Annotated in this window: 8 protein-coding genes; 3 read left to right on the plus strand and 5 right to left on the minus strand. The window is 60.9% G+C overall.

Features of this window, described 5'->3' with window-relative positions; genetic code table 11:
• From Q0106_RS10350 to Q0106_RS10365, 4 genes are all read right to left on the minus strand, one after another.
• On the minus strand, positions 1 to 1,053 hold a 1,053-nt coding region (locus tag Q0106_RS10350; protein ID WP_297612511.1), incomplete at its 3' end, for a histidinol-phosphate transaminase.
• A 225-nt stretch (positions 1,054 to 1,278) separates the two neighbouring features.
• Positions 1,279 to 2,688 carry an ATP-binding protein gene (locus Q0106_RS10355; protein WP_297612514.1) on the minus strand — a complete coding sequence of 470 codons (1,410 nt, stop codon included), beginning with the start codon at positions 2,686 to 2,688 and terminating at the stop codon, positions 1,279 to 1,281.
• A 132-nt stretch (positions 2,689 to 2,820) separates the two neighbouring features.
• Positions 2,821 to 3,510 (minus strand): HAD-IA family hydrolase, encoded by a 690-nt coding sequence (locus tag Q0106_RS10360; protein WP_297612517.1) that lies wholly within the window; start codon positions 3,508 to 3,510, stop codon positions 2,821 to 2,823.
• The gene (locus Q0106_RS10365) at positions 3,503 to 4,519 is read right to left on the minus strand and encodes an RluA family pseudouridine synthase (protein ID WP_152159029.1); all 1,017 of its coding nucleotides are present in this window, start codon (positions 4,517 to 4,519) and stop codon (positions 3,503 to 3,505) included. The genes Q0106_RS10360 and Q0106_RS10365 overlap by 8 nt, the downstream gene beginning before the upstream one ends.
• A 1,540-nt stretch (positions 4,520 to 6,059) precedes the next feature.
• Between Q0106_RS10365 and Q0106_RS10370 the strand changes: the two genes are divergently transcribed.
• The 3 genes from Q0106_RS10370 to Q0106_RS10380 all read left to right on the plus strand — a co-directional run bounded on the left by Q0106_RS10370 (position 6,060) and on the right by Q0106_RS10380 (position 12,015).
• Positions 6,060 to 9,530: a ribonuclease E/G gene (locus Q0106_RS10370; protein ID WP_297612521.1), complete on the plus strand. Its 3,471-nt coding sequence runs from the start codon at positions 6,060 to 6,062 to the stop codon at positions 9,528 to 9,530.
• Positions 9,531 to 9,736: 206 nt separating this feature from the next.
• Positions 9,737 to 11,260, plus strand: coding sequence for a glutathione ABC transporter substrate-binding protein GsiB (gsiB, locus tag Q0106_RS10375; RefSeq protein WP_297612524.1), 1,524 nt, complete (start codon positions 9,737 to 9,739; stop codon positions 11,258 to 11,260).
• A gap of 143 nt (positions 11,261 to 11,403) precedes the next feature.
• Positions 11,404 to 12,015, plus strand: a complete 612-nt coding sequence (locus Q0106_RS10380) for an HD domain-containing protein (protein ID WP_297612527.1) — start codon at positions 11,404 to 11,406, stop codon at positions 12,013 to 12,015.
• A gap of 93 nt (positions 12,016 to 12,108) precedes the next feature.
• Here the strand turns inward: Q0106_RS10380 and Q0106_RS10385 are convergent, their stop codons facing one another.
• The gene (locus Q0106_RS10385) at positions 12,109 to 12,828 is read right to left on the minus strand and encodes a dihydrofolate reductase family protein (protein WP_297612530.1); all 720 of its coding nucleotides are present in this window, start codon (positions 12,826 to 12,828) and stop codon (positions 12,109 to 12,111) included.
• Positions 12,829 to 13,028: the final 200 nt, after the last annotated feature.

Genomic DNA, 13,028 nt, shown 5'->3' on the forward strand with positions numbered 1-13,028 from the left:
GGGGCGGCCCACCAGAATGTTCTCGGCCTTCATCGCCTTCGCGAAGGGCTCGAGCGGGCCCTTGAGATTAAAGAAGCAGAAATTCGTCTGGCTCGGGAGATATTCAAGGTTGAGTTCCCTGAAGAGGTCCTCCATGATCTTCCTTGCTTCCTTATTTTCCGAATTCGAAAGACGCAGGAATCCGAGGTCGCCGATTTCCGCGAGCGCGGCTTCAATCGCCGGCGTATTCATGAAGAAATCGTAGGCAATGTGGTCGTGCACGCGCTTATGGAGCTCGGGGGACGCCGTATAGGCAAAGCCCAAACGGAGACCGGCCATGCCGAAGATCTTCGAGAAGGTCTTCAGAACAATGACGTTCTTCGCACCCGCATTGACGAGCTCGATCGTCGACTTCCAGTTGGGGTCGACCACGAATTCGCCGTAGGCTTCGTCCATGAGGAAGACCGTGTTCTTCGGCTGCGAGCGGATCCAGTCGAAAAGCTGATTCGTGTCGGCGATGGTCGAGGTTGGATTATTGGGATTCACGAAGTAGACGACCGCAGGCCCCTTCTTTGCGGCTTCCGCTGCCGCCGCGCGCATGGCCGGAATATCGATCGACCAGTTCTTGCCCATCTTCACCTTGACGACCGGCATGCCGTTGCGTGTTGCGGCCATCTCGCCGTCGCTGTAGGTGAGTTCCGGAATGATGAGCGTTGCGCCCGGTTCATGGGCATAGGATTCAACGGAAGCGCGAATGGCTTCGGCCGAGCCCTGGGAAAGAACAATCTCTTCGGGCTTCCCGCCCACGAAATCGGCGCAGGCTTTGCGAAGCGCCTCAGCGCGCGCAAAGGGATACCGGTTGCAGACGGCAGCGGACTTTGCGACTGCCGCGCGGGCTTCCATGGAAAGTCCGAGGGGGTTTTCGTTGAAGCAGGCAAGGAGCGGCTTATCCGCCGTCGGCTTCACGAATTTTTCGGCAAGAGGCGCCTCTGCGGCACGAGCCGCACCCTGAGGCGCAAGCGCCGCGGCAAATGCCCCGCCTATGGCGGCCCCGATAACCTGACGTCGCTGCATGTGCATCTTCTTTCTCCTCGATGTTGGCGTGTGCGCGCTTCTTCTTAACGAGCGAGGGGATGGAGGCTCTGCGCCCGCTCCCCCGCGCATGTCTTTAGGAAGCTTCTTTCATCATGCACGCGCCGGGAGCGGGCCGCATAGGACATATATCTATGGAGAAGCGCAACTCTTGAGCGCACACAGCAGAGATCCGCATTCCTGATTAGGCAATGCGAAATAAGGCCGTCAATAGAGAAGCGCTTCCATCGGAACGAGATGGATGTTTGAATGCGCTTCGGCTTCGGCCTTCAGCGCTTCATCAAAGCCGCTCCGGGAAAAAATCCAGAGGGAAAAGACGGCATCGTCCGCGACCGGGAGCAGCGCGCACTTTTTCTGCAGTGACCGGAGCACCTTCATGCCGGCTGCCTCACGCTGGTATCTGCACTCTGCGGCGATGCAGTTCTGCCGCGCTTCGTCGGCGCCGACAATATCGATCTCAGCGTCTCCCGACCACCAGCGCCCGAAGTGCATCAATGCTTCCGGAATCTTTCCTTCGAGGCGCCTTCGGAGCAGATACTCCCTGCATGCCGCCGCAAACGCTTCATGAGCGAATTCAGAAAAATACGGCTCGACCTTCTCCTTCCACTTGAGCTGGGCCTCTTCCTGCGACCGAATGAGATCCGGCTCATCGGCGAGGAACCGGAACCAGAATTTGTGCAGAGAATCATTGAGTCTATAGCGACCCAGCGAAGCGCTTAACGGTTCGTCCGGTCCCGAAAAGACGGGGAATTCGCGCTCTATTAGATCCATATCTTCGAGCACAGTCAGGTACTTTGTAAGTATTCGACTGTCTACAAGGCTTTTCTGAGCAATTTCGCTTCTGGTTGAAGCGCCCATGGCAATCGACCTCAGAATCGCGTTGTAGGTCGAGGGATCGCGGAATTGCTGCCGCAGAAGAGATTGCGGTTCGTCATTGAGAAAGCCGTTGGAGGAAATCAGATTGAGCGCCAGATTCTCTTTCATCGACCGACGGGCATCGATGCACTGCCAGTAGTAGGGAGTCCCGCCCAACACCGCATAACCTTTGAAGAGATCGTCGGCGGCATATTCCGGCGCAAAGTCCGATACGGTTTGAAAGGGAAGCGGAGGGACTTTCAGGACAATTCCCGCCCGGCCGGACAAAGGACTCCGGTCGCCGAGCACGTCCTTCTCCACGTAGGAAACGGCGCTGCTCAAGAGAATCAGAAGAAAATTCTTCTGTGAAAGCACGTCATCCCAGACGGCACGGAGTTCCGAGAGAAAGCCTGGACGTTTCTGAGCAATGTGCTGGAACTCGTCGATAACGATAATGCGGCGGCCCTCACCGGGCGCGGCTACGCAAGCCTCAAAAGCCGCGGTCCAGCTCGTATAGCGCACGCCGGATTTGCCGAGCCGTGCACTTACAGCCTCGGAAAAAAGCTCGAGCTGGAACTCATCCTTCCAAGCTTTCGCCGTGTACCAGAAGGTCTCACGTCCTTCGCATACTTTCTGAATAAGCGCAGTCTTCCCCACTCGTCGCCGGCCGCAGACGATCACCATTTCCGCGCGTCGGCTCCCGCAGACGCCTTCGAGCGCCTCGAGCTCTTCGGTACGCCCAAAACATTCAAGCCGGTCCATCGAAGAGCGCTCCTTCGTTCGCAGATCGTAATCTGGCAGATTACGTTGTGCCAGATTACGATCTGGGAATCGATGCCGGGAGCGCAAAGGTCTTCTTCTCAATTCCTGAGAAAAACCCGCCCCCATCCGGCTTCAACGCAGTCCGAGAACTCGGGCGAGCTCCTCTGCATCGCGGCAGAGGGCAACGGGCTTCTCGCGTTCGAGCATCTCAGCCGTCATGGCACCGTAGGTCATGCCGATCGAGCGGCAGCCCCAGGCATTGGCCATGCCGAGGTCGTGCGTGGTGTCGCCCACCATGATCGTGTCGGCGGGTTCAATCCCGGTCGCAATGCCGATGGCTTCGAGCATTCCCGGATCGGGCTTCGACGGGTTTTCGTCGGCCGTTTCCGTGTCGGCAAAGTATTTCCCGAGTCCTGTTGCCTCCAGAACTCGGTTGAGGCCCCGCCGGCTTTTGCCGGTTGCGATAGCGAGCGTAACCCCGCGCTCATGAAGCGTGCGGATGACGTTCTCGATGCCGGGAAAGAGATGGACCTTTCCTTCCTCAGGACGATAGCGCTCAACGTAATAGGCGCCGAACTGAGGGAACTCTTCCTCGGGACAGGTGGGCGCAATGATCTTCATGGCGTCGCGCCAGCCGAGGCCGATCACCGAGCGCGCCTTCGTGGCGGACGGCACCGGAAGCCCCATCTTTTCGGCCGCGTACTGAATGCTGATCGCGATGGCGGCGGTCGTATCGAGAATCGTGCCGTCCCAGTCGAAGACGACAAGCTTATAGGGACCGGCCGGCGGCACTTTTGCTTTGGAATTCATTTCGTCAGTCATGCTGCTTCTCCAGAGCGCTGATTACCTGGGCGAGTTCTTCGGGGAGCGGCGCCTCAATGTCGAGCGCCTCGCCCGTCACGGGATGAATGAATTTGAGCTTCCAGGCATGAAGGAACATCCGCTTCAAGGGTGCTCCGAGGAGTCCCGCGGCAAGCTCCTTATTGAAGGCGAAGTCGCCGTACTTGTCGTCCCCTGCGAGGGGGAACCCTTCCGAGAGCGCATGAACGCGGATCTGATGCGTGCGGCCGGTTTTGAGTTCAGCGTCGAGATAGGTAACGACGCCGAAGCGCTTCAGGACCGTAAAGATCGTGTGCGCGCTCATGCCGAGCGGGGACACGCGGACGCGCCTCTCGCCCGAGGGAAGGAGATAACGCTCAAGCGGCGCCTTCACGTGACGGCGTTCATTCACCCAGTCTCCCTTCACGAGAAGCTTGTAGTGCTTTTCGATGCCGCCTTCCTTCATGAGGTCGTGCATGCGTACGAGCGCCTTCCGAGTCTTGGCGATCACGATGGCGCCGCTTGTTTCCTTGTCGAGACGGTGGCAGAGCTCGAGGAATGGCTCCTCGGGGCGCGTGGCCCTCAGGCGCTCGATCAGGCCGTGCGCGATTCCGGATCCCCCATGAGCCGCAAGGCCCGAGGGCTTCATGACGATCAGAAGGTGCCGGTCCTCGTGAAGGACTTCGAGCTGACCCTTTGCAAGGGGCGCCGCAGGGGCTTCAGCCGCCGGGGAGCGCTCAGCAACGCGCATCGGAGGCACGCGGACGACGTCTCCGAGCTTGAGTTTCGTTTCTGCCTTCGCGCGGCTTTTGCTCACCCGGACCTCGCCCGCACGAATGACGCGATAGATATGACCCTTGGGAACCCCCCGCGCGAGACGCATGAGGAAGTTGTCGAGCCGCTGGCCGTCAGAATCCTCGCCGATCTCAATGTAGCTCACCCGATCCGACGGGAGCGCGCGTACCTTTGATGAGGCAAGCGGCTTAATTTCGGCCTTGGTTGTGTCTGTCATATCCAGTAGTGCTTATACTTAGGGGCTGTCGCCCGAAGTCGGCTTTTCCGCTTCGAAGCGATCGAGTGCATGAGCGGATGGATCCGCACGCGCCAGGGCGCTGAAGCGCGAAAGCTCCAGCCGGCGCGGAGGTTCATTTTCTCACGCCTCACAAAGGATTTGTTCCTTCGGTCGCCCGGAACGATTTCCGCCTGAGAAAGGCGTCGAGGATTCCCGTGATCGAAGGAGGCAGAGTTTTTTTTACGCGGCGGCGCAGTGCCTTTATGAGGAGTGCGGCGCCGCAGGCTCGGTCCGTGAGAATTCCTGCCTTGAGCAAAGAGTGCTCAGGCAGGAGGCCTTTCGGGCTGATGCCGCAACAGGCAAAGTTTTTTTCGTTCGCCATCCGCTCTTGACATGCGCTCCTCATAAGAGCGCCGGAGAGAGAACGCAAGGCACCCTCGCCCTTGAGGTCCGTTTTTTCGGAAATCGGGTTCGGGAGAGCTGAAAGCCCGGAGCTTTCGCGCCTGCGGATTCTTCTTTAAGAAAGAGACGGACGTCCGGATGGTTCCTCCTGGCTTTTCCCTTCGTGGAAGAAAAGCGCCGGAACGCTCCGAGCCCCATGGCAGATGAAGGATTCCTTTCCCGACAATTTGATCCCCTCAACCGCTTCTTCGCGGGCCCGATTGCGGCTTTTGCGTGCTCCCGAGGGCGAAGCCTGATAGTGATGCTTCCGCCCTGCTGCCTGGTCGAGCTCAGCCGTAAACCGATCCCGCGAAATAATTGAGGCCGCTTTCCGGCCCTGAGGCGCGAGGACGATTGATGTCGGGCCGTGAATTCCTTCATGCATTTCCTTCGGGGCCCGATGATGCGCTTCACCTGCGCCCTTCAGTTCCTGAAGCTGGAAGCCCGAAGCGGAATCCCTGTCCGAACGCCCGGATTTCTTTCGTCAGGGGGATCCTCCCGCGCGGAATGCATTCCGCTTTCTTCCATCGACCGCCCTTTTTTCGTTTGAGGCAGGACTTCCCGAGAGCATGACGCGGGCTTCGTTCGGCTTTTCCGGTCCTTTTGAATGCATGAAGAAGGCGCCTGGCTTTTCGTGAGTTTTGCCGGCAGATCGTGAGGGATTGAGCCCCTTCCCGAAGAATTTCCCGCTCGCCTCTGAAGCTTTTCTCCTTTTGCGAAGTCTTCAGAAGATGCTGCGGCGAAGATTCATCCGGAAGGATGTGACTCTCCCCAAATCGTTCTTTTCCTTCGCGTCCCGCACCAACAGCTTCGGGACCGTTTGGAAAACGAGCGCAACACATCAGCCGGATAGCGGCGCGGCAATGCCCTTACGGAGAAGATTCTTCGCGGGCGCCGCTGCGGGAGCTTCAGCTTGAGGGAAGCTCCCGGCGGTTTTTTCTCCGCAGATGAGAGAAAGAATCGTTTCCGCAGGAATACCGTCAGGCACCCTCACGAGACGAAGACCCCCTGAAAGCCTTCAGGGCAAAAGCTCCTGCCTTCCATTGCGGCACGCCACAGTCCGCCCGCGGCCAATGGGCGGCGAGGAGTGAAATCCCAAATGAAGCGCATGCTTTTCAATGCCACGCATCCCGAGGAAACGCGCGTTGGCATTGTCGACGGCCAGAAGCTGATCGACATCGACATTGAGACTGCCGGCCGCGAAGCCCGCAAGTCGAACATCTACAAGGGCGTCGTCACCCGCATCGAGCCCTCTCTTGAAGCCTGCTTCGTCGACTACGGCGAGGAGCGCCACGGCTTCCTCCCCTTCAAGGAAATCTCGAGAAGCTACTTCGCCGAAGGCGTCGACGTCCGCATGGCCACCATCAAGGAAGCCATCCGCGAGGGCCAGGAGCTCATCGTCCAGGTTGAGAAGGAAGAGCGCGGCAACAAGGGCGCCGCACTCACGACCTTCATCAGCCTCGCGGGCCGCTACCTTGTTCTGATGCCCAACAACCCGCGCGCGGGCGGCGTCTCGCGCCGCATCGAGGGCGAGGAGCGTCAGGAGCTTCGCGAAGCGATGGACAAGCTCGACATCCCGAGCGGCATGTCGACCATCGCCCGCACCGCCGGCATCGGCCGCACGACCGAAGAGCTTCAGTGGGACCTCAACTACCTCCTGAAGCTCTGGAATGCGATCGTCGACGCCGCACGCCCCCAGTACGAGTACTTCACGGAAGAAAACGGCCGCAAGGTCCGAACGGTCTCGTCCGAACCCGTGAAGAACGGCCGAAGCGGCAAGTGCCTCAATCCGGCTCCCTTCCTCATCGTTGAGGAATCGAACCTCGTTGTCCGCGCGATCCGCGACTACTTCCAGCCCGAGATCGGCGAAATCCTCGTCGACACGGATGAAATCTACGAGCAGGCGCGCCAGTTCATGGCGAACGTCATGCCCGACATGGTCGACCGCGTGAAGCGCTACCGCGACGACATTCCGCTCTTCACGCGCTTCCAGATCGAGCAGCAGATCGAAACCGCCTATTCGCGCACCGTTCCGCTTCCCTCGGGCGGCGCGATCGTGATCGACCACACGGAAGCGCTCGTTGCGATCGACGTCAACTCCGCACGCGCCACGCGCGGCGCCGACATTGAGGACACGGCCTTCCGCACGAACTGTGAAGCCGCGGACGAAGTCGCCCGCCAGATGCGCTTGAGAGACCTCGGCGGCCTCATCGTGATCGACTTCATCGATATGGCCGAATCGAAGAACCAGCGCGCGGTCGAGCAGCGCCTCAAGGACGCCATCCGCTACGACCGCGCCCGCGTCCAGACGGCGAAGATCAGCCGCTTCGGCCTCATGGAGCTCTCGCGCCAGCGTCTGCGCCCGGCGCTCTCCGAAGGCAGCCACATCACCTGCCCGCGCTGCAACGGCGTAGGCGTCATCCGCGACACCGAGTCCTGCGCGATCCAGGTGCTGCGCATCCTCCAGGAAGAGGCGATGAAGGAAGGCACCGGCGCCGTTCAGGCCCAGGTGCCCGTCGACGTCGCTACGTTCCTCCTCAACGAGAAGAGAAACGACATCACGAAGCTCGAAGCGCGCCACCGCGTGCCGATCGTGCTCATTCCCAACACCTACCTTGAGACGCCGCACTATCACATCGAGCGCATCCGTCAGGACGACGAGCGCCTCGACGCGCACGTGCCGAGCTTCGACCTCGCCGAGGAAATCGAAACGACGGCCGACGACCCGTACGCTCAGAAGTCTCAGGAAGAGAAGCCCCAGCGTCCCAAGCAGGTTCCCGTCATCAAGAACCTGATCGAGCGCGATCCTGCTCCGGTCCATCAGGCTGAAGCGCCGAAGGAGGAAAAGAGCGAGAAGCCCGAAGCCGGGAAGATGAAGCAGATGACCCCGGTCACGCCTCAGAAGTCCCTCTTCCAGCGCATCGTTGCCTTCTTCACGGGCGGCGACAGTACGGAAAAGAAGACCGAGGAGAAGCCTCAGCAGAAGCCTGCTGAAAAGACGGAAGAGAAGCGCCGCACGCGCGGAGGCAGAAACGACCGCCGCACGCGTTCGGGCCGCACCCGCACGGAGCGCACCGATCGTCTTGAACGCGCTGAGCGCGGCGACCGTTCTGAAAAAGCGGAAAGGTCCGAAAGACCCGAACGTGCGGAACGCACGGAAAAGACCGAAGGCCGCACCCGCAGAACGCGCACCGATCGTGCAGACCGCACCGAACGTGCTGAACGTACGGAACGCACGCCCCGCACCGAGCGCGCTGAGCGCACAGAGAGGAGCGACCGCGACGATCGCCGTCAGCAGCGCCGCACCGAGGAAGAGGCCGCTCGTCCCAATGAGGACATCGCGACCATGACGGCCGAAAGCCTCCCCGATGCCGCGAGCCGGACGGAAGTCGAAGCGCCGGTCTTTACGGTCGAGGCGGAATCGGGCGACGAGGAGCGCCGCTCGCGCCGCCGTCGTTCGCGCCGTCGTCCTCAGGAAGACGAAGCCCAGGCCGACCGCATCCCTGAAGCCGAAGAGACCCAGGAAGGCGCCGCCGCCCCTCAGCCCGCGCTCGCCGAAGTGATTTCGCTCGACGAAGGCATCGTTGAGGGCGATAAGGCCGCCGAACAGTCGGAAGCCCGCGAGGAAGCCGATGAGGAAGGCGCCCGCCGCCGCCGTCCGCGCCGCCGCCGCCGCTCCGGCCGCGGCGCCGAGGCTCAGGAAGGCGCAGAAGGCCAGTCGGCTCAGCCGGCAGAACCCCAGGGTCTTGCCGCTGAAGTCGCCCAGCAGCCCGTCTGGACGCCTGCCGCGGAACCGCTCGTGCAGATCGAGACCAAGTCCGCGGTCTCTCAGGCCGTTGAAGGCGCCTTTGCCGGCGCTCAGACCGAAGGCAATGCGTCCGACGGCGAACGCCGCCGCAGCCGCCGCTCGAGAAAGCCCCGCACGGAAGCCCAGGCCGACCGCATCCCTGAAGCGAAGGAAACGAAGGAAGGCGCTGCCGCTCCCTCGCCCGCCCTTGCTGAAGTGATTTCGCTCGACGAAGGGATCGTTGAGGGCGATAAGGCCGCTGATCGCGCCGAGGTCCGCGAGGAGGAAAAGTCCGAGGAACCTCAGCAGGCTGCCGTCGAAACCGTGGAGGCGCCCGAACCCGAGGAGAAGCTCATTCAGATTGAGACCCGCAAGGCTCCGGCACCTGAAGCTGCTCCCGAGGCCGCTCCCGTGACGACGCCTGAAGCGCCGGCTGAAGCTCCTGCCGCTGCGGAAGAAGAACCGCAGGCAGAGCATCCCGCGCTCACGGGCTCCATCGCTGAGGGCCTTGAGGAGAACCTCCGCTCCGCGGGCCTCGTGCAGGTCCACACCGCGAAGCCCTCGGCGGCTACGGGCTACGAGCCCGTGGTTCAGCCCGGCCGCGTGATCGAGCACGCGGCGGCTGAAGCCGAGGAAGGTCCCCTCACGCAGGTTCACACGAAGCCCGAGCTCTGCCGCCCGGTCGACTATGCACCCGTCATTCAGCCGGGCCGCAGGGTCGAATCGAGCGCTGAAGCCGCTCAGGCCGAAGCGCTCGTGCAGGTGGAAACGAAGAAGAACTAAGGATTAAACCCTGTTCTTTTTGCTGCGCCCCGAATGTTCGTCACATTCGGGGCGTTTTTGTATGCGGTAAACGCAGCATTCTTCCGATCCTCGGGCTACTCTGATGGAAGCTTTTCGTGTGAAGAGGATGCCGCAGGCGCCCTTGCCGGCCCTTCCGGGACCTCCTCCCTCACTATTCGCACGTCTTTTTCCGAGGAGTTTCATTCATGACCCGTTTTCCCAAGGCTCTTCTCGTGCTCGCGCTTGCGGGCGTCGGCGCCGCGGCTTCGGCTGCAGAAATTACCGTGAGCGTCTATTCCGCCTTCACGACGCTCGACCCCTACGATGCCAGCGACACGCTCTCGCAGAACGTTGCCAAGTCCTTCTATGAAGGCCTCTTCGGGTTCGACAAGGACATGAAGCTCCAGAACGTTCTTGCCGAAGGCTATGAGGTGAGCGACGACGGCCTCGTCTACACCGTGAAGCTCAGAAAGGGCGTCAAGTTCAGCGACGGCGAGCCCTTCAACGCCGCTGCGGTCAAGGCGAATTTCGAACGCGTCATCAATCCCGACAAGCACCTCACGCGCTACACGCTCTACAAGAACATCGACCGCATTGAGGCGGTGGACGACTACACCGTCAAATTCCATCTGAAGGAAGCCTTCTCCGCCTTCATCAACCAGCTCGCGCATCCGAGCGGCGTGATGATGTGCCCGAAGATTCTCAATCTCCCGAAGAAGGACATTGCCTTCAACCCCTGCGGCACCGGCCCCTACACGCTTGAGAAGTACAACCCGGCCGAGTACCTCATCGTGAAGAAGAACCCGAACTACTGGCAGGCGGGGCTGCCGAAGCTCGACCGCATCAACTTCCGCCCGGTCCTTGAAGACGCCACGCGCGTTGCGATGCTGCGCACGGGCGAAGCCCAGTACTGCGACGTGGTGCCGCCCGAACAGGTCGAGCGCCTGAAGGAAGCGAAGGACATCGTCGTTGAGGTCGCGCCCTCGATCGTGCAGCGCCAGATCTACCTCAACAACACGAAGAAGCCCTTCAGCGACGTCCGCGTGAGAAAGGCCCTCAACTACGGCCTCAACAAGGAAGCGCTCGTGAAGGTTCTCTTCAAGGGCTATGCGGCGCCCGCCACGGGCATTGCGCCCCAGGGCATCGACTACGCCACGCAGTTCGGCGCCTGGCCCTATGACGTCAATAAGGCGAAGGAGCTCCTCAAGGAAGCGGGCTACCCCAACGGCTTCACGGCCACTCTCTGGGCGGCTTCGAACTCTTCCGCCAACCAGAAGCTTCTGCAGTTCCTGCAGCAGCAGTATTCGCGCATTGGCGTGAAGCTTCAGGTCCGCGCTCTCGAAGCCGGCCAGCGCGTCTCGCTCGTGCAGTCCGTCGGCCCCGATAAGAGCCAGCTCGAAATGTTCACCTGGGGGTGGTCGGCGTCGACCGGCGAACTCGACTGGGTGCTTCGTCCGCTTCTTGCCACCTCGAGCTTCCCGCCCGCCAATTCCAACTACGCCTACTACAGCAATCCGAAGGTCGACAATGCGCTCGTGGCTGCTCTGAAGACCACCGACCGCACCACGAAGCAGAAGATCTACGACGAAGCGCAGAAGATGATTTGGGAGGATGCCCCGTGGGTCTTCCTCACGGTCGATCATGACATCTCCGCGCACGCGAAGAACCTCGTCAACTTCCACAGCCTCCCCGACGGCGGCTTTGAATTCCTCCGTGCAGAACTGAAGTAATTCGTCTGCGTCATTCTGATTGAATGAGGCATCGCCCCGGCATTTCCTTTTGCGAAGCGCCGGGGCTTTTCTTTACGTCATTTATTGGCGGAAGATCGGGTTACCATTGTGTTCTCAAGCGTTTTTCCCAGAGGACACCAACCATGCCGCTGCTCAACACTTCCCGCATTTCCGCCGCCTTCGCGCTCGCCGCCAAAGTGCACGAAAACCAGAAGCGCAAGGGAACCTCCATTCCCTACATCTCGCACCCGATGGCCGTTGCCTCGCAGGTGCTCGTCTGGGGCGGCACGGAAGACCAGTTCATCGCGGCGCTTCTTCACGACGTGCTCGAGGACGGCGGCGTTGAATATGCCGAATCGATTGAAGCTGATTTCGGGCCCAATGTGCTTCGCATCGTCAAAGCGCTCTCCGACGCGCTCCCGAAGGCGGGAGAAAAGAAGAAGCCCTGGGTTGAGCGAAAGACCGAATACCTCGCGCACCTTGCAAAAGCTGACGACGAAGTGCTCCTCGTTTCCGCCGCCGACAAGTGGCACAACCTTTCCTCGATCCGGGACGATCAGCTCAAAACCGGCGACGAGGTCTTCAAGCGCTTTGTGGGCTCGGCGCCCGGCATGGAAGAGAAAAAGCGCCTCACGCTCTGGTACTACCGCGAGGTCGTGCGGATCTATCGCGAGCGGGGCGTTGCGGGTGCGGATGCGCTCGAGCGCATTCTCCGGGAAGTTGAAGGCGAGTCGGCGCCGCTGCCTCAGCCGTAAGGACGAAAGAACGCCCCGAGGCGGGCAGCATGCATCCCGGTCCTCGCGCAAGCATCTGCGCGAGGACTTCGTATTTTGAAAGAAGGTTTTCCGTCAATCGTTCTTCACGTCGTAGTGGAGCCAGACGGCGCCGCCCTCGAGCGTCTCATTGTCGAGAAGCCTGAGGTGAGCTCCGGCGCCCGGCATCTGATCCGCCGGCGCCCTGACGCCGAAAATCGCCGCGGAACCAAAGAGCGCGTCGAGCCCCGGATAGACGATCACGGAAATCTCGTCGATGAGTCCGGCCGTCAGGAAGGCGCCGTTGATGATGCCGCCGCCCTCGAGGAGAAGCGTCTTCGCGTCAAAGAGCTCTTCAAGGGCCTTGAGCGCAGGCGCGAACTTTTCGCGGTTGCTTTCGCCCTCGCCCTCAAAGACGTAGGAGACGCCGGCGGCACGGAGCTTTGCGAGGTGGCTTTCCGCCACCCTAGCTCCGAGAACAAGAACAAGGTGTTCGCCCGTAGGGAGCGCATTGATTTCGGGAAGGAGCTTTCCCTTCGGGTCGATCGCCACCGCAATCGGGCGGCCTTCGCGGGTTCCGACAAAAGCGGGGGATGCGGGCGCATCCGCGTCGCGTAGCGGCGCCGGATCTCCTTCCTTCACCTCTTCGCAATAGTCCGACATTGTGGTTCTGCCGACAATCCAGCCCTGAGCCGGAAAGCGCTTCGCCACGCCTTCATAGAGCGTCGTAATGTCTGCTGGTTCCTGCGGCGTTCCCCAGCGGGAGGGATAAAGGCGCCCGTCGACGGACGAAATCATGTGGCAGATGATCTTCATTTTGACTTTGTTCCTATGCATTGAGAGGTGCTTTTCAGAAAAGCGCCGAATCTTCAGTCTGATCCTTTTCGGACTTCGCCGCTTCGCGGCCGGCGATGCGTCCGAAGAAGAGCGCATCGAGAAGCCCGCAGGAGCCGAGGTACCCGACCGTTAGCTGGAATCCACCAATTTTACCGGGGTGGTTCCTTTGTTCAGCTCTC

It is taken from the genome of uncultured Sutterella sp., assembly GCF_937923675.1.
Taxonomy (GTDB): domain Bacteria; phylum Pseudomonadota; class Gammaproteobacteria; order Burkholderiales; family Burkholderiaceae_F; genus Sutterella.

Excerpts from the sequence above, each read along its gene's own strand:
- Q0106_RS10355 (WP_297612514.1), bottom strand. The coding sequence starts at position 2,688 with ATGGACCGGCTTGAATGTTTTGGGCGTACCGAAGAGCTCGAGGCGCTC.
- Q0106_RS10360 (WP_297612517.1), bottom strand. The coding sequence starts at position 3,510 with ATGACTGACGAAATGAATTCCAAAGCAAAAGTGCCGCCGGCCGGTCCC.
- Q0106_RS10365 (WP_152159029.1), bottom strand. The coding sequence starts at position 4,519 with ATGACAGACACAACCAAGGCCGAAATTAAGCCGCTTGCCTCATCAAAG.
- Q0106_RS10370 (WP_297612521.1), top strand. The coding sequence starts at position 6,060 with ATGAAGCGCATGCTTTTCAATGCCACGCATCCCGAGGAAACGCGCGTT.
- gsiB (WP_297612524.1), top strand. The coding sequence starts at position 9,737 with ATGACCCGTTTTCCCAAGGCTCTTCTCGTGCTCGCGCTTGCGGGCGTC.
- Q0106_RS10380 (WP_297612527.1), top strand. The coding sequence starts at position 11,404 with ATGCCGCTGCTCAACACTTCCCGCATTTCCGCCGCCTTCGCGCTCGCC.
- Q0106_RS10385 (WP_297612530.1), bottom strand. The coding sequence starts at position 12,828 with ATGAAGATCATCTGCCACATGATTTCGTCCGTCGACGGGCGCCTTTAT.